The sequence below is a fragment of the Roseateles sp. P5_E4 genome, from assembly GCF_054049255.1.
In genome coordinates, this window is record NZ_JBFUMS010000007.1 from 316,347 (window position 1) to 336,928 (window position 20,582).

15 protein-coding genes are annotated in these 20,582 nt (G+C 68.7%); 4 read left to right on the forward strand and 11 right to left on the reverse strand.

Features of this window, described 5'->3' with window-relative positions; all coding sequences use genetic code 11:
• Positions 1-49 precede the first annotated feature (49 nt).
• Both ACXJLH_RS16085 and ACXJLH_RS16090 read left to right on the forward strand, forming a co-directional pair.
• On the forward strand, positions 50-3,598 hold the full coding sequence (locus ACXJLH_RS16085; RefSeq protein ID WP_457445195.1) for a Dyp-type peroxidase: 3,549 nt from the start codon (positions 50-52) through the stop codon (positions 3,596-3,598).
• A gap of 2 nt (positions 3,599-3,600) precedes the next feature.
• Positions 3,601-3,942, forward strand: a complete 342-nt coding sequence (locus tag ACXJLH_RS16090) for a nucleotidyltransferase family protein (protein ID WP_457445197.1) — start codon at positions 3,601-3,603, stop codon at positions 3,940-3,942.
• Between the two features lie 108 nt (positions 3,943-4,050).
• Here ACXJLH_RS16090 and ACXJLH_RS16095 read toward each other — a convergent pair whose 3' ends face one another.
• The 5 genes from ACXJLH_RS16095 to ACXJLH_RS16115 form a co-directional block, all read right to left on the reverse strand.
• Entirely contained in the window at positions 4,051-5,481 is a 1,431-nt protein-coding gene (locus ACXJLH_RS16095; RefSeq protein ID WP_457445199.1) for a pectate lyase family protein, read from the reverse strand.
• A 281-nt stretch (positions 5,482-5,762) separates the two neighbouring features.
• Complete coding sequence (locus ACXJLH_RS16100; RefSeq protein WP_457445201.1) at positions 5,763-8,723, reverse strand: ATP-binding protein; 2,961 nt, start codon at positions 8,721-8,723, stop codon at positions 5,763-5,765.
• A 96-nt stretch (positions 8,724-8,819) separates the two neighbouring features.
• On the reverse strand, positions 8,820-10,025 hold the full coding sequence (locus ACXJLH_RS16105; protein ID WP_457445203.1) for a hypothetical protein: 1,206 nt from the start codon (positions 10,023-10,025) through the stop codon (positions 8,820-8,822).
• Between the two features lie 196 nt (positions 10,026-10,221).
• The gene (locus ACXJLH_RS16110) at positions 10,222-10,446 is read right to left on the reverse strand and encodes a hypothetical protein (RefSeq protein WP_056191405.1); all 225 of its coding nucleotides are present in this window, start codon (positions 10,444-10,446) and stop codon (positions 10,222-10,224) included.
• A gap of 137 nt (positions 10,447-10,583) precedes the next feature.
• The gene (locus tag ACXJLH_RS16115) at positions 10,584-12,569 is read right to left on the reverse strand and encodes an alpha/beta hydrolase family protein (protein ID WP_457445204.1); all 1,986 of its coding nucleotides are present in this window, start codon (positions 12,567-12,569) and stop codon (positions 10,584-10,586) included.
• Between the two features lie 71 nt (positions 12,570-12,640).
• On the opposite strand from ACXJLH_RS16115, the gene uvrA reads away from it, so the two are divergent.
• A complete protein-coding gene (uvrA, locus tag ACXJLH_RS16120) occupies positions 12,641-15,544 on the forward strand; it encodes an excinuclease ABC subunit UvrA (protein WP_457445206.1) in 2,904 nt (967 codons plus the stop codon).
• Positions 15,545-15,696: 152 nt separating this feature from the next.
• Here uvrA and ACXJLH_RS16125 read toward each other — a convergent pair whose 3' ends face one another.
• Complete coding sequence (locus tag ACXJLH_RS16125) at positions 15,697-16,509, reverse strand: MHFG family PEP-CTERM protein (RefSeq protein ID WP_056191411.1); 813 nt, start codon at positions 16,507-16,509, stop codon at positions 15,697-15,699.
• 221 nt (positions 16,510-16,730) lie between these two features.
• On the opposite strand from ACXJLH_RS16125, the gene ACXJLH_RS16130 reads away from it, so the two are divergent.
• Complete coding sequence (locus ACXJLH_RS16130) at positions 16,731-17,120, forward strand: response regulator (protein WP_056191414.1); 390 nt, start codon at positions 16,731-16,733, stop codon at positions 17,118-17,120.
• Between the two features lie 117 nt (positions 17,121-17,237).
• On the opposite strand, the gene ACXJLH_RS16135 is transcribed toward ACXJLH_RS16130, so the two are convergent.
• From ACXJLH_RS16135 to ACXJLH_RS16155, 5 genes are all read right to left on the reverse strand, one after another.
• The gene (locus ACXJLH_RS16135) at positions 17,238-17,675 is read right to left on the reverse strand and encodes an SWIB/MDM2 domain-containing protein (protein ID WP_056191416.1); all 438 of its coding nucleotides are present in this window, start codon (positions 17,673-17,675) and stop codon (positions 17,238-17,240) included.
• Between the two features lie 221 nt (positions 17,676-17,896).
• Positions 17,897-18,442: a cytochrome b/b6 domain-containing protein gene (locus ACXJLH_RS16140; protein WP_457445208.1), complete on the reverse strand. Its 546-nt coding sequence runs from the start codon at positions 18,440-18,442 to the stop codon at positions 17,897-17,899.
• A gap of 6 nt (positions 18,443-18,448) precedes the next feature.
• Positions 18,449-18,733, reverse strand: coding sequence for a PepSY domain-containing protein (locus tag ACXJLH_RS16145; protein ID WP_056191418.1), 285 nt, complete (start codon positions 18,731-18,733; stop codon positions 18,449-18,451).
• A gap of 10 nt (positions 18,734-18,743) precedes the next feature.
• Positions 18,744-19,862: an alpha-hydroxy acid oxidase gene (locus ACXJLH_RS16150; protein ID WP_457445210.1), complete on the reverse strand. Its 1,119-nt coding sequence runs from the start codon at positions 19,860-19,862 to the stop codon at positions 18,744-18,746.
• Positions 19,859-20,554, reverse strand: coding sequence for a Fe2+-dependent dioxygenase (locus ACXJLH_RS16155; protein WP_457445212.1), 696 nt, complete (start codon positions 20,552-20,554; stop codon positions 19,859-19,861). Before ACXJLH_RS16155 ends, ACXJLH_RS16150 begins: the two co-directional genes overlap by 4 nt.
• Positions 20,555-20,582 lie beyond the last annotated feature (28 nt).

Here is a 20,582-nt window from a genome sequence, read left to right on the forward strand (position 1 = left end):
CTTGCCACGGCGCGCTTGGATACTCGGCCTATAAGTCAGGGAGAGACACATGGCACGGGGCAACGACGTTCAGCTCGGCGGCATCACCGACCTCAACCTGCTGGCTGACATCAAGCGCGGCTTTGTCGACGCGCTCGAGGTCGTCACCTATGTGGACCGCCTGCGCAGGGTGCTGAAGACGCTCAACGGCCTGCGCCTGGGCTCGCGCGAGTCCAGCGCGCCGGCCTCGCCCTATACCGACATCGTCGCCCGTTGGCGAATCGTCCATTCCTTCCGCTGGAGCATCGTCGACGGCAAGGACGGAGCGCCCGACCGGCTGCTGCTCAACGTCTGCTTCGACGGCGGCTGGGAGCCCTATATGCGGGTGATCTGGGACCAGCTCGGCTCCACGCTGGACCTGATGCTCTGCCACACCGAGGCCTACACGCTGTCGCGCGACTGCAGCTTCGAGACCTATGCGCGCTGGGTGCGCGATCATGAGATCTCGGCCGACTTCCTGTTCATCGCCTCCGGCCGCAGCGTCGGCGATGGCGAATACCTCGCCCGGCTGGAGGCCGCCCAGCGCGGCCGTGCCAACGAGCTGGAATTCAACCGCCTGCGCGCACCGGCCTCCGGCGAGACGCCGCCGCTGCCCGCTGGCGACAAGGAGCGCTTCGCGATGGCGGCGCGCGGTCTGCTGCCGCTGGCGGGCCTGTACACGCTGCAGCGCTACTTCGGTGCCGGGGCGCCCGACCGCGACTGCCTGCTGCGCGCCACGCACGATGTGCTGTTCGAGCTGCGCGAGCTGGGCACGGCTGAACAGTTTCCCAAGGACGGCGGCAAGACCGCCGGCGGCCAGCTGCGCCAGCGCCATCACGAGATGCTGGCCTGGTTCGAGCAGCCGCTGCCCGAGCCTGAGGTCAAGGCGCGCGAACTGTCGCTGCTGCCGGGCGACCTGCAGTGCTGCCTGCTGAGCAAACCGCCCGGCAACCGCGGCGGCTTGGTGCTGCTGCGCGTGGCCCAGCCGGCCCAGGCTGTCGCCTGGCTCAGCACGGCGCCGGTGCAGCGTGACAACGAAGACGACGCCCAGCTCGCCGTCTGGCGCCAGGTCGCGCTGACCCTGTCAGGCCTGAAGGCGCTGGGCGTTCCGGCTTCGCGCCTGGACCGCTTCCCGCAGGCCTTCAAGGAAGGCATGGCCGCGCGCGCCGGCCTGCTGGGTGACGTGCGCCACAACCATCCTTCGCACTGGGTGCTGGCGCCTCATGTCAACAAGATCGACCGCATTGACCCCGCCAACGCCCATGTCCTCGTGCAGCTGCGCTTTACGGCCGCCGAGCCGGGCGAGAACTTCGCCGCGGCTGACGACAAGCGCCTGAAGGAGTTGGCCGAGGCCTTGACCGTCAACACCGGCCTGGCGCTGATGGCCATCGAGCCCATGCGCAGCAACGCGGCCGACAAGGAGCACTTCGGCTTCAAGGACGGCATCAGCCAGCCCGTGCTGGCTGCCTCTACAACCGGCCAGCCGGTGCTGGGCGGAGAAGCTTCGGGCACTTCATGGGACGACCGGGTCAAGACCGGCGAGATCCTGCAGGGCTTCCCGACCGAACGCGACAAGGGCTACGCCGTGCCCGAGCAGCCCGACGCGCTGCTGGACCGCGGAAGCTTCCTGGTGGTGCGCAAGCTGCGCCAGTACACCGGCCGCTTTGCCAAGCGCACCTACCAGGAGGCCAGGAAGATCGGCCTGGACCACGAGTTGGTGCTCGCCAAGCTGATGGGCCGCTGGCAGGACGGCCGGCCGCTCGCGGCGCCCGAGGCCTCAGGCAGCAGCAACGACTTCAACTTCGCCAAGGACGCGCAAGGCTCGGCCTGCCCCTTCCACGCCCACATCCGCCGCACCAACCCGCGCGACCTGGCCGGCACGGCCTTCTCCAGGAACCGCATGCCGCGCATCCTGCGCCGCGGCATGAGCTACGGCGCGCCCGTGCATGCCGATGCCCCGGACGACGAGGACCGCGGCCTCGTCTTCATGGCCTACAACGCCCATCTGGCCGAGCAATTTGAAGTGGTGCAGCGCTGGGTGGCCGGCGGCAATGCCAGCGGCGGCTATGCGGCGCAGAGCGACCCACTGCTGGGTGTCGTCGACGGCAGCGGCGGCCCGCGCCTGTTCCCCTTCGAGCATGGCGGCAAGGCCTACGAGATCGACCTCGGCCCCGAACCCTTCGTCACGCTGCAATGGGGCGCCTATTTCTTCGTGCCCTCCATCGCTGCGCTGAAGTCCCTGCCCTGCCTGACCGAGCTGCCCCTGCCGCTGCCGCCTCCCACGCCGGTGCCCGAGCGCGTGCCCGACCTGCAGGACAAGGCGGCCATGCAGCTCTGGCTGGAAGACACCAACACCCGCGATGCCGCCTGGGCCTGGGTGCGCGCCCAGCCTGGTGGCGTGGTGGACACGGCCTATGGCGTGCTGGTGGGCGCGCCCGAGCGCGTCTGCGAGGTGCTGAGGAACGCACCCGACCGCTACTCCGTCAGCGGCTATGGCGAGCGCATGCACGACTCCATCGGCCTGGGCTTTCTGGGCCAGGACGAAAGCAGCGGTCATCGAGCACTGGCGCCCATCATCAATGCGGCCATCGAGGCATACAGCGAGGCCGACTGCTACGCATTGGCCTATCGGGTCGCCAAGCAGGGCCTGAAGACGCTGGCAGACGAGGCCCACACGCTGCTGGATGCCTTCCCAGCCTCGCAGAAACCCAAGGACCTGCCCACCGACACGCCGCTGGACTTCGAGCGCTTGAGCGAGGGCGTGCTGGCCAAGCTCTGCCAGCTCTGGTTCGGCCAGCCCGACGGGCGCCACATCTGGGGCACCGAGTTCCATGCCGAGGCGCCGGCTCAAGGAGCGGCCGCGCGTTGCCCGCGTGACCTCTTCAAGGTCTCGCGCCATGTCTTCGGCCCCTACCCGACCGAGGCGGTGCAGGCCGAGGGCCGCGCCGCCGGCCGCCGCTTCACGGCCGCCGTCGAGGCCTGGCTGGCCGAGCCGGGCACCGTGCTGCCGCCTTTGGCGCAGAAGATCGTTGCCGCCGCCAGAGCCCTGCCCGACGCCACGCCCGACCTGGCTGCATGCACGCTGGCCGGCATCATGCTGGGCTTTCCGCCCACCACGCATGCCAACCTGATCACCGTGCTGGCCGCCTGGGTGCAGACGCGCAAGCTGTGGGAGCTGCAGCCGCTGTGGCACGAAGTCGTGCCCGATCCGCAGACCCAGATGCGCCCCTACGCCGAGGCCGTGGCCCGGCTGCGCCCGACGATGGTCGCGACGCTGACCCGGCGCCCCACGCCCTTCCAGGTCTGGCGCAAGGCGCGCGAAGCGCACCGCCTGGGACAGGTCGATGTCGAGGCCGGCCGCGTCGTCGTCGTGGGCCTGGGCTCGGCCACCCAGCAAGACCCGCTGCGCCACCACGTCGCCTTCGGTGGCGATTGCGCCGACCCCCAGGGCCGCTCGCCGCATGCCTGCTCGGGTTATGGCATGGGCATGGGCGTCATGCTGGGGGTGATCGCGGCGGTGCTGGATGCGGGGGTGCTGCGGTTTACCGGGGCGCCGACAGTGGTCGCGATGGGGGTGTGACATTGACGACGCTGGATGCGTTGCTGCTTATCGTTGGCGCCTGGGCCAGCCAGAAGCCGCTGATCAAGCGAGTCCACCTTTTTGGTAGCCGTGTGCGTGGTGATAACCGAGCGGATAGCGATCTTGATGTTGCTATTGAGCTTGACCCAAACGAGTTCGAGGGCAGCGATGAAAGCGGTGGAATAGCCACCTGGATGTTTGAAACCGAAGGCTGGAAGGCGGAGTTGCAATCGCTCACAGGGATCGAAGTACAACTCGAGCATTTCGCAAACGAGAAGCTCGACCCGACGATCGCACAAGGGCTCCATCAATCCAGCGTGATTGCCTACGAGAAGTCAGGCTAGGTTTTCGCGACCGGTGAGCGAGCGGTTCGGCGACCCGTCGCGCAATCTAGCATTCTGTTGAACTGTGGGCTGGCGCCAGCGAAACGCGGGCGCCAGCGATTTAACCCATCAGCAGCTGACCTTCGCCAACCCCGTCCCCGCCCCCGCCGCCGCCGGCAGCTTCTGCTTCACGCACGACGGCGCCTGCAGCGTGTAGCCGTAGGGAATGCCGAGCGGGAAGGTGGCGGTGCTGGCCCAGTCCGTCGCATCCCGCGACGGTGACGAGCCGCTGGCCACCCAGGTGATGCCATAGGTCGCGAAGTCGGAAGGACTCGTGATGTTGTTGCCGCGCAGCTGCCAGTAGCCGATGGACGGACTGTCGCGCGAGGTCACCGGGTTCTGCGAGTTCTCGAACCAGTTGCCCTCGATCAGCGAGTAGCCGCCCATGCGGATGTTGGCGCCCGAGGTCAGCAGGCCGCTGTACAGGTTGTTGTACAGATGGGTATAGCCGGCGCGCTGCAGCGGCAGGCGCGAGCCCACATCCTTGTAGTAGTTGTGGTGGAAGGTGATGAAGCGGTCGCTGGCGTCGCTGTCGCTGGAGCCGATCAGGCCGACCTTGTGGTGGTCGTGGATGTAGTTGTACGAATAGGTGATGTGATGGGCGCCGGCCTTGTTGTCGACGAGGCCGTCGAACTCCAGGTCGCCGGCGCCGCTGCATTCCTTCAGGCTGCTGAACAGGGTGTTGTGGTCGATCCAGATGTAGCCCGGGATGCCGCCGCTCTGGCCTTCGATGCCGATGGCGTCGATGGAGCCGGGCAGCAGGCCGATGGTCATGTTCCGGATGATGATGTTCTGCGCCGCGGCCTTGATGGCCAGGCCGAAGTTGGCCGCCGAGCCGTTGGCGCCTTCGATGGTCACGTTGTTCTTGTTCTTGATTTCGACGATGGCGCCGGCGGGCTTTTGCCATTGGGCGCAGGCGTCGGGGATGGTGCCGAAGTCGAACGTGCCGGTGTAGCGCAGCACCAGGCCGGAGCTGCCGTCATAGGCGTTGAGGGCGGCCTGCATGGCCGCGGCGGTGCTGACCGTCACCGCCGTCTTGGTTCCACCTCCCGTCACGGTGCCGGCATAGCCGCCGCTGGCGCCGGCCGGGGCGGGTGCGGGCGTCGGAGCGGGTGAAGGGGCCGGCGTGGGAGCAGGTGTAGGCGCCGGTGTCGGTGCGGGGGTTGGAGCAGGTGTCGGCGCAGGCGTTGGCGCCGGCGACGCCACCGGGCCGATGGCGCATTTCTTTGTGATGCCGGGGTTGGGGTCGGAGCCGAAGGTGGCCGTCGTGCAGGCGATGTTGCCGCTGAGGTTCTTGATGACCCATTTGTCCTTGATGCCATAGGACACGGCACGCGTGCTGGTGCCGACCTTGCAGGTCTCGCCTTCGTCGGCGCATTTGGAATAGCCCGAGGGCCAGTCCACCGCGTGGGCGGCCGAGGCGGCCAGCAGCAGCGACAGGGCCGTGCCGGCGGTGCGGATGACGGGCAGGGGCGGGGGTGTGAGCTTCTTCGTGATCATGGTTTGTTTGTCTCCGGTCGTTGTGTGGGCGCGCGGTTTCCGTCCGGATGCGCGCAGCGGGCCGTCGTCGGGGCCGAGGAGCGGCCGCCACGAAGGCTGTCGGGGCAAGGGAGAAGAAAACCGGTGCCGACGTCAGGTCACTACCGGTCGATCCGCGCGCTGGGGCGCGGCGACGTCAGGTCGGTGCGGCATCGCCGCGCATCGCGAAGCAACTATGAAACAGCGTTCTGTTTTTATGGATACGTGGTTTCACGTAGCCGATGAGTGCGACTTTGCGGCGCTCAGAGCTGCAGGGCCCGCTCCAGGAAGCCCGTCATGCCCAGGCGCTCGAACTCCCGCCCGGCGCGGTCCCGTGCGGCCTGCCAGCGGTCGTCCAGCCGCAGTTCGGCTTCCAGCAGCGCCGTGACGGCGGCTTCATGCGCCGAGTTGCGCTGCTCGCCAGCGCCGCGGGCCAGGCCGAGATAGCGTTTGGCGCGCTCGCTGTCCCCCATGCGCGCTGCCAGCCGGGCGGCGGCGCGGTAGGCCATGGCGCCGCCAATCCAGTCATGCTGGCGGCCGCGCTTGAGGGCCAGCGCGACGTGGTGGCGGGCCGCGCCGGCGTCGCCCTGGGTGGCCAGGATGTCGGCCAGCCAGCCGTGCTGGAAGCTGCTGTACAGGCCGCCGCCGCGCGGCGCCAGCCAGGCGGTGGCGTCCAGGATGTGCTGGCGCGCGGTCGGGTCGGCCTCCTGCATCCAGGCGCCATACGCGCCGGCCGCGTGGCCCATGGCGCAGGTGAACATGCTGCGCACCTGGGCGCCGACGCGGTGGGCAACGAGGGCGGCCTCGCGCGCCTCGGCCCAGCGGCCCTGCCACAGCAGCACGGCGGCGCGCCAGCCCTGGATGCTGGCTTCGACCGCATGGCCGCTGCCATCGAAGGGCGTCAGGGCCTCGGCAAAGATCTCGTGGGCCTGGTCGAAATGGCCCTGGTCGGCCAGCACATAGGCACGGCAGCACAGCGAGAAGGACAGGCCGATCTGGTTGACCGCGCTCTTGCGGGCGCGCGCCCGCTGGCGGGCGATGGCCAGGTCCAGCATGGGCAGGGCGTTGGCGTAGTCGGCCGCGGCGGCCTGCAGTTGGCCCACGGTGCCGGGCAGCTGGGCGAGCAGCGCATGGTCGCCGCAGTCCTGGGCCGTCTCGACGGCGGCGCGCGCATGGCGCAGGCTGTCGCGCGTCTCGCCCAGGGCGTAGCCGACATAGGAAAGCCAGTATTCGGTGCGGGCGATGAGGCCGGGCTCGGCTTCGGCCTTGGCCAGGGTGGCGGCATGGCGGAGCACGCGCAGGTCGTCCTGGGAGGCGTCGAAGACGCAGGCCATGCCCAGGCGCTGGGCGATGCCAACCCAGCGGCGCCGGCGCTCCGCATCGTCGGGAAGGAACTCCAGCGCGGCCAGGGCGGCGCGGAACTGCTTCTTGGCCCGGTCCAGTGCCGAGGCGGCCAGGGCCTGGTCACCGGCGGCTTCGGCGTGGTGGGCGGCGGCCGGCCAGTCGTTGGCGGCGGCGTCGTGATAGGCCAGCTGTTCGTGCAGGTCCTGGCCACCGTGTTCTGCCAGTTCGACGCTGATGCGCCGGTGCAGGGCCTGGCGTTGGTGCAGGCCGGTGGCCTCGTAGACGACGTCGCGCGTGATGCCGTGCTTGAAGCGCAGATGACCGGGGCGTTGGTCCGGGAAGATGAAGTCCTGGGCCGCCAAAGCCTGCACGGCAGGGTGCTGCTCCCCGCAGCCGGACAACGCCTGCAGCAGCCAGGACGGGATGACATTGCCAATGACGGCCGCTACGCGCACCAGCTGCGCCTGCTCGGGCGGCAGGCGGCCGACGCGGGATTCGACGAGGGCGGCCAGCCAGGCCGAGCTGCTCGGCCCGGCGACCAGGCCTTCACCCGTGTCGGCCGCGGCGTGGCAGAGCTCCTCGATGAAGAGGGGATTGCCGCCGGCGTGGCGCTGCACCTCGGCGGCGATGAAGGGGTCGATCTGCGGCAGCAGCTGCTGCACGGCGCGAGCGGCCTCGGTCTCGGTCAGCGGCGGCAACTCGATGAGGTCGGCATCGCCGTCGTTGGCTCCCGGCAAGGCGGGCTGCGGCCGGCTGGCGGTCAGCAGCAGCAGCGGCAGGCGCTCACGATCGGCAGCGGCGCGCAGCCGATGCAGCAGGCGCAGTGAGGCGTCGTCGGCCCATTGCAGGTCGTCGATGAAGACGAGCTGGGGCATGCGCCGCGCCAACGCGAGCAGCAGGGTCAGCAGGGCGTCGGCACGCTGGCCGGGCTGACTGTGCTGGGCGGCGAAGAGTTCGGGCGGTGCGTCGTGCAGGCCGCCGTCATGCATGTCCATGGCGCGCAGCATCTGCAAAAAGGGCTGCAGCGGCTCGGCGCTGAGGTAGCTCTCGCAATAGCCGCGGTGGATCTGGACGGCCTGGTCCTGGGCGTGGCGCAGGAATTCCTCGGTGAGCCGGGTCTTGCCGACACCCGCGCCGGCGCGGATTCCCAGCCACAGCGTGCCGCCCTGCAGCGCGCGAGCGAGCGTGGCCTCCAGGGTTGCCAGCTCGCCACCGCGGCCGACGAAGGGGGCGAGGCCGCGGCGCATGCTGGCCTCGAAGCGCCGGCCCACCGGCGCGCGGCCGAACACACGGTAGGCGGCCAGCGGCGTCGCGCGGCCCCTCAGCTGCAGCGAGAAGCGCGGGCCGGTGTCGAAGAACTGGCTCTGCAGGCCCAGGCTCTCCTCGCTGGCGATGATCTCGTCACGCTTGGCGGCCTCGGACAGGCGGGCCGCGATATTGGGTGCGTTGCCGAGCAGCTCGAAGCGGCCACGCATCTGGTCGCCGTCGTTGACGAGGACGATGCCGGCGTGGATGCCGCTGTGCAGGGCCAGGCCGGGGAAGTCGGCGGGGCGGGGGCCGGGCGGCAGCAGCTCGCGCACGGCGGCGTGCAATTCCAGCGCGGCCTCGGTGGCGCGGCGGCCATCGTCCTCGCGCACGTCGGGGTGGCCGAAGACGGCCAGCATGCCGTCGCCCTGGATGCGGGCGATGACGCCGCCGTGGTGGGGCACGATGCGCTCGTACAGCGCGCGCAAGCCCCCGAGCATGGCCGCATAGTGCTCGGCCTCCATCCACTCGGCCATGGCGGTGGAGCCGCTGAGGTCGGCGAACAGCAGGGTTAGCAGTCGGCGCTGGCCGACAGGCGCAGGGGGGGCAGCGAAGGGCGCGGAGGACTCGGTCACGGCGCTGGTCATCCTAGCCGTTGCGCTTCGGGGCTGACCGCATGAACAGGCCGTTCTGGGGGCTCTGCTCTAGCTCTTGTCGCCTGCTGACCGTCGTCAACCTTGCAGCGGCACGAAATCGGTGTCCGCCACGGTGCGCGGCGCGTCGGGAGGCAGGTCTTCCTCGCGCAGGCCGAGGTAGATGGGCTCGCCGTTGCGGCGATGGATGTTGATCTTGGCGTTGTAGACGCGGTGGATCAAGCCGTGCTTGTCGGCCATGTGGTATTCGCTGATGCCCCAAAGCCCGGTCGAGTCGCGCCGGCCGGTCAGGTAGCAGGCGATCTCGTCGACCTCGGAGCCGGCGAGCTTCAGGCCATTGAGGCTGCGCAGCGGCGCCCGCGTGCGCTCGACGAAGTCCAGGCTGTCGATGTGCACGTCCTCGCCGTTGACCTCGTCGTGCATCAGCGTGTTGAACTTGCCGACCAGGATCTGGCCCGGTTCGGCGCGCTCGATCATGCGGGCGAGCTCGATCGTGACCTGGCCGACCAAATAGCTGAAGGACGTGGGGTTGAGGCCTTCGGATTGATAGAACTCGTAGTGCGAGCCGACGTGGAAGCACGCGCGCAGCTTGGGCACCGACTCGGGGCGCGTCGCGCGCTCGAGCGCCAGGGCGTTGTCGGCGAGGATGAACTGCATCAGCTGGTACAGCTCAACATTGGCCTCGACGCCACGCATGCGGTTCCAGATGTAGAAACCGTCGCCGGTCGTCGTGCGGGCGAAGTTGATGTTGATCTCGCGGTCCAGCAACTTGGCGTAGGCCGCGTTGACCGAGCAGGACAGGCTGTTGAGTTGCACCACCTGCTGCAGCGGCGTCAGCAGCGAGAAGCCGACCGCGTCGAACAGGATGACGGCCCGGTCCTCGACGAGGCGGATGCCGTAGCGCGCCGCGATGGCCGCGATCAGCGGCAGGCCCAGGCCCCGCTCGGGGTTGAAGGGCAGCTCGATGAGCTTGGGCACCACACTCAGCGCGGCGGCCACGCTGTCGAAGGCCTGCTTTTCGAGGTGCTCCTGGTTGGACAGCAGGTTGTCCAGCAGCCGCGTGCGCCGCGTCACCTCGGTCAGCGGCGAGGTGCCGTCACCCAGCGTGTACTCGGTCAGCATCTGGTGCGGCGCGACCAGCACGCGCAGGCCGCGCGGCTCGGGTGTCCAGGCGTAGATCAGGTTGTCGCCCAGGCCCCACAGCGTGTAGAGCGCCTGGTCGAGCAGGATGATGTTCTCGCGCAGTGCGGTTTCGCTCAGGCCGGCCGGTGCTGGATAAGCCATGAAGCCATCCAGCCAGGACCGGCGTTTGCGCAGCTCTTCTTTCACAAGCAGGCTCCAATCAGAAGCCTGGATTGTCTTTCACAGACGCGTGATTTTTTCACGCCAAGCCGAGTCGTCGGCACAGCCTGGGCCGCCGGCCTGCTGCGCCGGCGACTCGGCTCGGTGTTCCTGGGTCATTTGAATCCTCATGTGGGACTCAGACGCGGTGTCCGGTGATGGTCACGCGCGGCAGCTGGGCGACTTCACGCACGGCGTAGCCGGTGATGACGACGCGCGGCAGTTGGGCGACTTCCTGCGTGGCCTTGCCGGTGATGACGACGCGGGGCAGCTTGGTGACTTCTTGGGGGGCGGCGCTGGCGGCGAAGGCGGTGAACACGAAGGCGGCGACGGCGGCGGCTTGGATCAGGACGGTGGCTTTCATGATGCTTCCTTGGGGTTTCGTTCAGCGGGTTTGCTGTGTCGATGGAAGCAGTTTCGTCACTGGACACGGGCGCCGCCATGGCGCTGCGATGAATCGCCAGACGCGGGCCGCGAGCTGCATGCGGCCGCGACAAACCGCTAGTTCTTCGCCGCCAGGTTCTTGGCCAGGAAGCGCTCGACGCGCCCCCAGAAGTCTTCGTTGGTCTTCAGGTTGAACCAGCCGTGGCCTTCGTCGGGGTAGACCACCCATTCGAGCGGCTGGTCGGCGCGAAGCGCGGCCTTCATCTCGGTGCCGTGCTTCAGCGGCACGCGCCGGTCCTCGCCGCCGTAGGCCATCAGCAGCGGCATGCGGATCTCGCTGGCGCGCGCCAGCGGCGAGGTCTTGCGCATCTGCTCGGCGTCGCTGTCCGGGTCGGCCACGAGGCGCTTCATGCCGTAATCCTTCCACTCGTCGGACATGTCGCTCCAGCTGATGCTGCTCAGCAGGCCGATGTCGGTCACGCCCACCCAGTTGACGGCGCACTTGAACAGGTCCTGCTGCGTGACGGCGGCCATCATGGCGGCGTAGCCGCCATAGCTGGCGCCCATGATGCAGGCGCGCTTGGGGTCGGCCCAGCCCTGTTTCACGGCCCAGGCCAGGGTGTCGGCGAGGTCGTCCTGCATGGCCAGGCCCCATTGCCTCCAGCCGGCCTTGAAGTGCTTGAAGCCGTAGCCGGTGCTGCCGCGGAATTCCGGTTCCAGCACGAGGTAGCCGCGGCTGGCGAGGAACTGGGCATAGGGTGACCATGACCAGTGGGTGCCGCGGACATAAGGCCCGCCATGCACCAGCACGACGGTAGGCGTGGCGCCCTTGACGCCGCCGGCCGGCTGCGTGACCAGCACCGGCAGCTCCAGGCCGTCGCGGGCCTTGATACGGTGGTAGTCGCGCTGTCCCATGGCGGCGGCCGGCAGGTCGGTGCGGGTGCCGGCCAGCGACTGCAGCTGCTTCTCGGCCGTCTCGTACAGGTAGTACAGCGGCGGGCGCACGTCGGACAGCGAGGTGACGATGAAGTGGCTGGCTTGCACGCAGCGCAGGCATTCGATCAGGTTGACGCTGCCAGGCAGGCGAGCGTCGATGTCGGCTTGGGCGGCCTTCATCGTCTTGTCCAGCCACACGGTGCCGGGCGCGTCGGTTTCAAAGCGCACGCCCAGCAGCCGGCCCGTACCGGGCTCGGTGATGAGTCGGCCTTCGAAGTCGTAGCCGGGCGTGGAGATCAGCGGTTCCCCGTCCGCGTTGCCGGTCTTGGGGTCGACGCGGAAGACGGCGTCATAGCCGCCGTAGCCGCGTTCGCCCAGCATCAGGCCGTCCGGCCCGGCCCAGATCGGCCACGGGTGCTTGCGCGCGTGGGGGTCGTCGTCGTACCAGGGCTGCCAGCGGCCCGCATCGTCGCGGCTGAACAGCTGGCTGCGGCCCTGGTGCTGGGTGTCGATGACGCGGGGTTCGCCGCGCCAGTCGAGCAGCCAATTCCTGGTGTGGTCGGGCATGCCCGCGCTGAGCGTGCGCGTGAGCCCGGTGCGGGTGTCCAGCCGCGCCAGTTGCACGCCCGTGGCCTCGCGTTCGTTCGACCAAGGCCGGCGCAGGACGATGACCTCGCCGCCGTCCAGCCCCGGCGGCACGCTGTGCAGCACCCAGTTGAAGTCCAGCCGCCGATCGTTGATCAGCGTCGCCGTGGTGACGAAGGGCTTGTCGGTCTTGATCAGCTGGCGGAGGTTGGCGCCTTCCCGGTCGACCGCCCACAGGCCCTGGCCGTTGACGCGCGTGGTGCCGTCCGGAGAGTCGGACACGTCGAACACCAGCCTGTCCTCGCTGATCCAGTGGTGGGTCGAGATGTCAGCGTCATTGAAGCCGGCGATGAATTTGGGCGGCTGCATGGTCTGCAGGTCCAGCACGGCCAGCCAGATGCGGTCACCCTTGCCCGCCGCCTGGATAGCGAGAAAGCGGCCGCTGGGGCTGAGCTTGGGCGCGCGCACCGCCGCGCGTTTGAAGAAGGCGGCGGCGGGCGGCGGCTCTGCGGCACTGACGCCCGTGCTGGCACCCAGCGCGGTGGCGGCTGCAAGCAGGGCAGCGGCGAGGCGGTACTTCATGTGCGGTAGCGTGGTTTGGACGCGCCAGATTGTGGCGGCCTATCATGTCCGGTTCGCTTGTGAAAACTGCCATGGCCCTCCCGGATTTGCCCGCGCCTCCTGAATCCCGATTCATCCGCGTGCGCGGTGCGCGCACGCACAACCTGAAGAACATCGACGTCGACCTGCCGCGCCATGCGCTGGTGGTCATCACGGGGCTGTCCGGGTCGGGCAAGTCGTCGCTCGCCTTCGACACCCTGTATGCCGAGGGCCAGCGGCGTTATGTCGAGAGCCTGTCCAGCTATGCGCGCCAGTTCCTGCAGCTCATGGACAAGCCCGACGTGGACATCATCGAGGGCCTGTCCCCCGCGATCTCCATCGAACAGAAGGCAACGTCGCACAACCCGCGCTCGACCGTCGGCACGGTCACTGAGATCCACGACTATCTGCGCCTGCTCTATGCCCGCGCCGGCACGCCCTTCTGCCCCGACCACGACCTGCCGCTGGAGGCCCAGTCTGTCAGCCAGATGGTGGACGCCGTGCTGGCCATGCCGGACGAGGCCAAGCTGATGCTGCTGGCGCCGGTGGTGCGCGACCGCAAGGGCGAGTTCGTCGAGCTGTTCGCCGACCTGCAGGCCCAGGGTTATGTGCGCTTTCGCGTCGACGGCGCCACGGTGGAGGCCCCCGACATTCCGGCGCTGAAGAAGGCCGAGAAGCACGACATCGACGTCGTCATCGACCGCATCAAGCTGCGCCATGACTCGGCGGACAGCCTGCGCCAGCGCCTGGCCGAGAGCTTCGAGGCGGCGCTGCGCCTGGCCGACGGGCGGGCCCTGGTGATGAACATGGACAGCGAGCAGACGACACTGTTCTCCAGCAAGTTCGCCTGCCCGGTTTGTTCCTATTCGCTGCCGGAGCTGGAGCCGCGGCTGTTCTCTTTCAACTCGCCGGTGGGCGCCTGCCCGAGCTGCGAGGGCCTGGGCCAGGTCACCGTCTTCGACGCCGACCGGGTCGTCGCCTTCCCGACGCTGTCGCTGGCCAGTGGCGCGGTGAAGGGCTGGGACCGGCGCAACCCCTACACCTTCTCGCTGCTGGAGTCGGTGGCGGCCCACTACAAGTTCGACGTCGAGGCGCCGTGGGACAGCCTGCCGGCCACTGCCCAGGAGGTGCTGCTGCGCGGCTCGGGTACCGAAGACATCAGCTTCGTCTACCAGGCCGAGACGGCCGCGGGCAAGAAGCGCTCGGTCAAGCGCCAGCATCCCTTCGAGGGCATCCTGCCCAACCTGCAGCGGCGCTACAAGGAGACCGATTCAGCCGCCGTGCGCGAGGATCTGGCGCGCTACATGGCTGCCAAGCCCTGCACGGCCTGCGAGGGTTCGCGGCTGCGCCGTGAAGCACGGCATGTCGTGCTGCAGCCAGCCGATGCGCCGACGGGCGTGAAGGGCCGGCCAATCTTCGAGGTCGAGCATTCGACGCTGCGCGAGTGCCTGGACTATTTCGAGACGCTCAAGCTCAAGGGCAACAAGGCCGAGATCGGCGACAAGGTCATTCGCGAGATCGCGTCGCGGCTGCGTTTCCTCAACGACGTCGGCCTGAACTACCTGAGCCTGGACCGCAGCGCCGAGACGCTGTCCGGCGGCGAGGCCCAGCGCATCCGCCTGGCCAGCCAGATCGGCTCGGGCCTCACCGGCGTCATGTATGTGCTGGACGAGCCCAGCATCGGCCTGCACCAGCGCGACAACGACCGGTTGATCGCGACGCTGCGGCGGCTGCGCGACCTGGGCAATTCGGTGCTGGTGGTGGAGCACGACGAGGACGCCATCCGCGCCGCCGACTGGGTGTTGGACCTCGGCCCCGGCGCCGGCGTGCATGGCGGCCAGGTCATGGCCCAGGGCACGCCTGATCAGGTGGCGGCCAACCCGAATTCCTTGACGGGCCAGTACCTCAGCGGCGTGGCACGCATCGAGGTGCCCGCCGAGCGGCACAAGCCCGTGCAGGAGTCCCGGTTGCGCATCGTCAATGCGCGCGGCAACAACCTCAAGGGCGTGACGGTCGAGATCCCGGTGGGCCTGTTCACCTGTGTGACCGGTGTGTCGGGCTCCGGCAAGAGCACGCTGGTCAACGACACGCTCTACACGGCCGTCGCCAAGAAGCTCTACAGCAGCCACGCCGACCCGGCGCCCTATGACGAGATCGAGGGCCTGGACGCCTTTGACAAGGTCATCAACGTCGACCAGTCACCCATCGGCCGCACGCCGCGCTCCAACCCCGCCACCTACACCGGCCTGTTCACGCCCATCCGCGAGCTGTTCGCCGAGATGAACACCGCGCGCGAACGCGGCTACGGCCCGGGGCGCTTCAGCTTCAACGTGGCCGGCGGCCGCTGCGAGGCCTGCCAGGGCGACGGCGTGCTGAAGGTGGAGATGCACTTCCTGCCGGATGTGTACGTGCCCTGCGACGTCTGCCAGGGCCGGCGCTACAACCGCGAGACGCTGGAGGTGCTCTACAAGGGCAAGAACATCACCCAGGTGCTGAACATGACGGTGGAGGACGCCTACGAGCTGTTCAACGCCGTGCCGGCGCTGGCGCGCAAGCTGCAGACGCTGCTGGACGTGGGCCTGGGCTATGTGAAGCTGGGCCAGAGTGCGACGACGCTGTCCGGTGGCGAGGCCCAGCGCGTCAAGCTGGCGCTGGAGCTCTCCAAGCGCGACACGGGGCGCACTCTCTACATCCTGGACGAGCCGACCACCGGCCTGCACTTCGCCGACATCGCGCTGCTGATGAAGGTGCTGCACCAGCTGCGCGACGCGGGCAACACCATCGTCGTCATCGAGCACAACCTGGACGTCATCAAGACGGCCGACTGGCTCATCGACATGGGGCCGGAAGGCGGCGCCGGCGGCGGCACGCTGCTGGTGGCGGGCACGCCGGAGGACGTGGCGGCCTGTGAGGCCAGCCACACGGGGCGCTATCTGGCGCCCTTGCTCCGGCGCTGACGAGCCGCACCTGCGGGCCGAGCGCCGGGCCGCTCCCAAGCCGGCCCGAAATGGCGATGTGCTTGCCGGTCGACCCGGCAAGCATCGCCGTCCCCTCGGGGGACCGGCTGGACTCGCCCGCGTTCAGCAAGGGCGAGGCCGGACGAGGGGCTTCAGCGCCTGCGCTGCCTCGCGCGGAAGATGATGACGAGCAGGCCCAGGGCAATCATGGCCCAGGTGCCGGGTTCGGGCACGGCCGGCGTGTGGGGCAGATCAATGGGGCCGTCGGCCGGGCGAATCGTGCCGGGCGGCAGGGCGGGCATGCCGAGGTTGACGAGGCCGGGAGCCCCACCACCGCCGGCGTTGGCAGGGCCGCTGGCGCCGCCGCCAGCCAGCAGGCTGCCGCCCTGAGCGGGCGAACTCGACAGCGCTGACACGCCGGATGCGGTGGCAAAGCTGTCCGGCGCTGCGGCTGCGGGGCCGGCGCCCGGGGCCTCGAATTCCAGTGGCGCGGTTTCTTCGCCCTCACGAGTCGACGAGGCGACGTTGCTGGCGTGGGCCGGTGCCACGGCGCTGGGCTTGTCCAGGCGGCGGATGCGGCTGACGTTGCGGCAGACGGTGGGTACCAGGATGCACTGGCCGTCCTCGCAATAGACGAGGCCGCGCTCCTGCGTCGTCGCCGTCCACTTGCTGCGCGTCACCGTGCGGCAGACGGCGCCGGGGCCGAAATGCATGTCGCGAATCTCGGGTGCGTAGCTCGCCTTGCCTGTGATGGCATCGCGCCCGATGACGGCAATGTCGTCATAGCTGCGCGCCTTCATGCGGGCCTTGAGCTTCTCGCGCGTCGCGGTGGGGATGTCCTGGTAGCGATCGACGGCCGCGACCACGTCGCCCATGAATGGATTGGCGCCGGGGCGGTCCCAACTGCACTGGGGCAGCGTGGAGCCGGCGGAAACGGCGAGGGCGAGGGTGGCGATCAAGGACATCGGAAGGCCCGCAAAAGGGAAGCGCCCGAACCAGGGCGCATGTCCCTAGTATTAGGGAAGGCTAGGGTTTATCCGCGTTGAAGACCCGCAAAGAGGGGGTGGCCATCGGGTGAGATAAATCACGCAAAAGGCTGAAAACGATTGCCCGTCATCGCTTGCTGGTCCGGCCCGCCATTGCTGCTATCGTGCCGACCGCCTCCCGCAGTCCCCCCGAACCCTCCATGCCCGATCGCGCCGCGCCGCTGGTGCTTTACGTCGAAGACGACCGCATCCACCTGATCCTGATGGAGGAGGTGTTCCGGCTGCTGCAGGGCTGGGAGCTGCGCATGGTCGAGACAGGCGCCGAGGCCCTGGCGGCCCTGGCCGAATGCCAGCCGGCGCTGGTGTTGGTCGACATGAACCTGCCCGACATGACCGGCCTGGAGTTGCGCGAACGCGTGGCCGCGGACGCCAGCCTGGCCGCAGCTTTGAGCGCGCGCTGGGTTGCGCTCTCGGCCGACAACCCGGGTGCCCTCGTACGCGCCGCCCGCGCGGCGGGCTTCGACGACTACTGGCTCAAACCCATCGACGTGCCGATCCTTCAGGCCGGCTTGCACAAGCTGCTGGGCTAGGGTCGGCCCGCCGCTGTAATAGCAGTGAACCCGCTGTGCCACGGTCGGCTGATATGGACGAAAAAAAGCCCGGCAGGACCGGGCTTGTGTTGACGAGGCCGCTTGCGCGGCGCCGCTTCACTTCAGGTGGCTGTTGATCAGCTTGGTCATCTCGAACATGTCGGCCTTGGCCTTGCCGAAGATTTCCTTCAGCTTGGCGTCGGCGTTGATGACACGCTTCTGCAGCTCATCCTGCAGCTTGTTCTTCTTGATGTATTCCCAGACCTTCTTGGTCACATCGGTGCGCGGCAGGGGAGCTGCGCCGACGATGGCCGCAAGAGCGGCGCTGGGGGTGAGGGCCTTCATGAAGGCGGCGTTGGGCGTGCGCTTCTTGGCGGGTGCTGCGGCTTTTTTGGCCGGAGCTGCCTTCTTCGCAGGTGCCGCGGCTTTTTTGGCCGGAGCTGCCTTCTTTGCTGCAGGCGCCTTTGCGGGCGCTGCTGCCTTCTTCGCCGGTGCGGCCTTCTTAGCCGGTGCCGCCGCCTTCTTCGCGGGCGCGGCCTTCTTCGCAGTTGCCATGTCGATTCACTCCATCAAAGGTTGTTGATGTGCCGGGTCCGGGTGAAGGCCGCGTAAGCCTTCAATACTCTCTAGCACCCTGCGGCGGCGATGGTACTGCGCTCCCTAGGGGAAGAGAAGGCTTTCATAGAGGGGATGACCCGCAAAGGCCCATGAAATCGGGCCTTTGAGGCCCTGCTTGTCGCTAGGCCGCATCACTTGGGCCTTCACGGGCCTTGCAGTCAGGCGATGTCGTCGCTGCCGGGCGCGCGCTTCATGCCGCTGAACATGGCGCTGACGAGGTTCTCGCGATGCCGCCAACTCGTCAAAAGGACGCCGCCGAGATGGCCGATCACGAGGGTCGCGACGAGCCAGGCGAGCATCGCGTGCAGGTCCGACAGCCATTCGTAGCCCCACAGCCAGTCGGTCGTGTAGAGCCAGCCACTGAGCGTCAGCAAGGCGGCCGTGGACCACAGCGCCAGCACCATCCATCCACCCAGTGGGTTATGGCCGACGTAGCGCCGCTCGCGCCCGGCGCGCATCGCGCGGGCATAGGCCAGCACCGTGCGCGGCCGGCGCACGAACTGGGCGAGGCGCGCGTAGCCATGGCCAACGAAGCCCCAGACCAGCCGCAGCATCACGGCCGCGCCCGCGACATAGCCGGCAGTGTGGTGCCAGGCGTCGAAGTGGCTGGGCGGCCAGTGCCCGCTGATCCACGCGGTCGCGACGGCGGCCGCCAGCGTCCAGTGCAGCAGGCGCACAAGGCCGTCCCAGACGCGCACGCGCATGCTGATCTACTTCTTCTCGGCGGGCTGCTCGCCTTCCGGATAGACGCGCTCGAAGGTCTTTGGATTGAAGAAGGCCTCGGCCTTCTTGCCGGCGCCATCGAAGCCGTAAACCTCGTAGCAGCCGTTGTAGTTCTGGACCTTGCGGACCTTCCAGCCTTCGCCTTCGAGTTTTTTCTGGAGTTCCATCTGCGGCTTCTTCTCTTCCTTGGGCACGGCGGGGCAGGAGACGTTGCCGTGAGCGAAGGCGGCGGAGGCGGTGAAAGCGAGGAGAAGGGAGGCGAGGAATTTCATGGTGAGCCTTTCAACGGGAGTTGCCTGGCCAGAGCAGCGCCGGGCCGGCGTCGGCGAGAGTCTTGCAGCCGGAGAGCGCCATGGCGATCTCGAGTTCGTCGCGCAGCAGGCGCAGCGCATGCGCCACGCCCAGCGCACCGCTGGCGGCGAGGGCATGAACGTAGGGGCGGCCGAGCAGCACGGCGTTGGCACCCAGGGCCATGGCCTTGAGCACATCGGTGCCGCGGCGGATGCCGCCGTCGACGAGCAGCGGCACGTCGGGCCCGAGGGCGGCCCGCAGCGGTGGTAGCAGTTCGGCGGTGGGCGGCAGCGTGTCCAGCGTGCGGCCGCCGTGGTTGGAGACGATGAAGCCGGTCACGCCGCGGGCCAGGGCTTCACGCGCATCGTCGGTGTGCGTGACGCCCTTGAGCAGCAGCGGCAGCCGGCTCTCGGCGCGCAGCCAGTCGATCTCGGCCCAGGTGGCGGCGCGCGGCATCAGGCCGTCGAACAGCGCGCTCTGGCCGGGCTGCAGGTTCAGCGGCTTCTTGACGCCGCCGAGGTTCACCGCGCGGATGTCATCGGGCAGCTTGAAGCCGATGCGGCGCTCACGGTCGCGCGCGCCGTGCACGGGTGCATCAACGGTGAGCACCAGGGCCTGGTAGCCGGTGGCTTCGATGCGCTGGAGCAGCGCACGCATGAAGTCGCGGTCGTCACGCCAGTAGAGCTGGAACCACAGCGGGCCGGCACTCGGGTCGGCCAGCATCGGTGCGGCGACATCTTCCATCGTCACGCTGGCCTGGGCGCTGAGGATGAGGCCGGCCTGCTGGGCGGCGGCGGCATGGGCGATGGCCAGCTCGCCGTCGGCATGAAAAAGGCGCTGGTAGGCGATGGGCGCGAGCAGGATGGGGTGGCGCAGCTCGCGGCCGAGCAGCGTCACGCGCGTGTGGCCGTTGCTGAGGTCGCGCAGCACGCGGGGCTGCAGCTTGATGGCGTCCCAGGCCGCGCGGTTGGCGCGCAGCGTGATCTCGTCCGCGGCACCGCCGTTCAGATAGGCCCAGGCCTTGGCATCGACGCGGGTCTGGGCGGGCGCTTCGAAGTCGGCCAGATTGGCCAGGCCATCCGGCAGCGATTCGATGCGGGGCGCTGTCACGTGTCCGCCCACATGCGTAAGAGGTTGTGATAAGTGCCGGTCAGCTGCACCAGCTCGTCCGTCTCGCCCAGTTCACCGCGCAGCTTCATCAGGCTCATGTCCATCTCGTAAAGCAGGCGGCGCTGATCGTCCGAGCGCACCATGCTCTCGATCCAGAAAAAGCTGGCCAGCCGCTCGCCGCGCGTGACGGGTTCGACGCGGTGCACGCTGCTGCCGGGATAGACGACGAGGTCGCCGGCGGCGAGCTTGACGCGCTGCTCGCCGAAGGTGTCGGCGATGACGAGCTCACCACCGTCGTAGTCGGTGACCTCGCTGAGGAAAAGGGTGCAGGAGATGTCGGTGCGCACGCGCTGCGCGCCACCTGGCAGATAGCGCACGGCCTGGTCGACATGGCTGCCGTAGGCGTTGCTCGCCCCGGCGTATCGGTTGAACAGGGGCGGCAGCACGCGCTTCGGGAGCGTGGCGGAGAAGAACAGCGGGTGCTTTTCCAGTGCCTGCAGTACCAGCGCCTGCAGCTCGCGGTGCTGTCCGCGATCTTTCTCGCTCAGGGGCTGCAGCTGCTCGTTGTTCTTGACCTGCGCGGCCTGGCGGCCGGCAGTGCTGCGGCCATCGGCCCACGGAGCGATGGCCAGCAGTTCGCGGGCCCGGGCCACGCCGGCAGCGTCGAGGATCTGGGGGATCTTCAGCAGCATGGCGTGGCGCGGGCCTTTTGGGAGGAGG

Excerpts from the sequence above, each read along its gene's own strand:
- ACXJLH_RS16085 (WP_457445195.1), top strand. The coding sequence starts at position 50 with ATGGCACGGGGCAACGACGTTCAGCTCGGCGGCATCACCGACCTCAAC.
- ACXJLH_RS16095 (WP_457445199.1), bottom strand. The coding sequence starts at position 5,481 with ATGATCACGAAGAAGCTCACACCCCCGCCCCTGCCCGTCATCCGCACC.
- ACXJLH_RS16105 (WP_457445203.1), bottom strand. The coding sequence starts at position 10,025 with ATGGCTTATCCAGCACCGGCCGGCCTGAGCGAAACCGCACTGCGCGAG.
- ACXJLH_RS16110 (WP_056191405.1), bottom strand. The coding sequence starts at position 10,446 with ATGAAAGCCACCGTCCTGATCCAAGCCGCCGCCGTCGCCGCCTTCGTG.
- ACXJLH_RS16115 (WP_457445204.1), bottom strand. The coding sequence starts at position 12,569 with ATGAAGTACCGCCTCGCCGCTGCCCTGCTTGCAGCCGCCACCGCGCTG.
- uvrA (WP_457445206.1), top strand. The coding sequence starts at position 12,641 with ATGGCCCTCCCGGATTTGCCCGCGCCTCCTGAATCCCGATTCATCCGC.
- ACXJLH_RS16125 (WP_056191411.1), bottom strand. The coding sequence starts at position 16,509 with ATGTCCTTGATCGCCACCCTCGCCCTCGCCGTTTCCGCCGGCTCCACG.
- ACXJLH_RS16130 (WP_056191414.1), top strand. The coding sequence starts at position 16,731 with ATGCCCGATCGCGCCGCGCCGCTGGTGCTTTACGTCGAAGACGACCGC.
- ACXJLH_RS16135 (WP_056191416.1), bottom strand. The coding sequence starts at position 17,675 with ATGGCAACTGCGAAGAAGGCCGCGCCCGCGAAGAAGGCGGCGGCACCG.
- ACXJLH_RS16140 (WP_457445208.1), bottom strand. The coding sequence starts at position 18,442 with ATGCGCGTGCGCGTCTGGGACGGCCTTGTGCGCCTGCTGCACTGGACG.
- ACXJLH_RS16145 (WP_056191418.1), bottom strand. The coding sequence starts at position 18,733 with ATGAAATTCCTCGCCTCCCTTCTCCTCGCTTTCACCGCCTCCGCCGCC.
- ACXJLH_RS16155 (WP_457445212.1), bottom strand. The coding sequence starts at position 20,554 with ATGCTGCTGAAGATCCCCCAGATCCTCGACGCTGCCGGCGTGGCCCGG.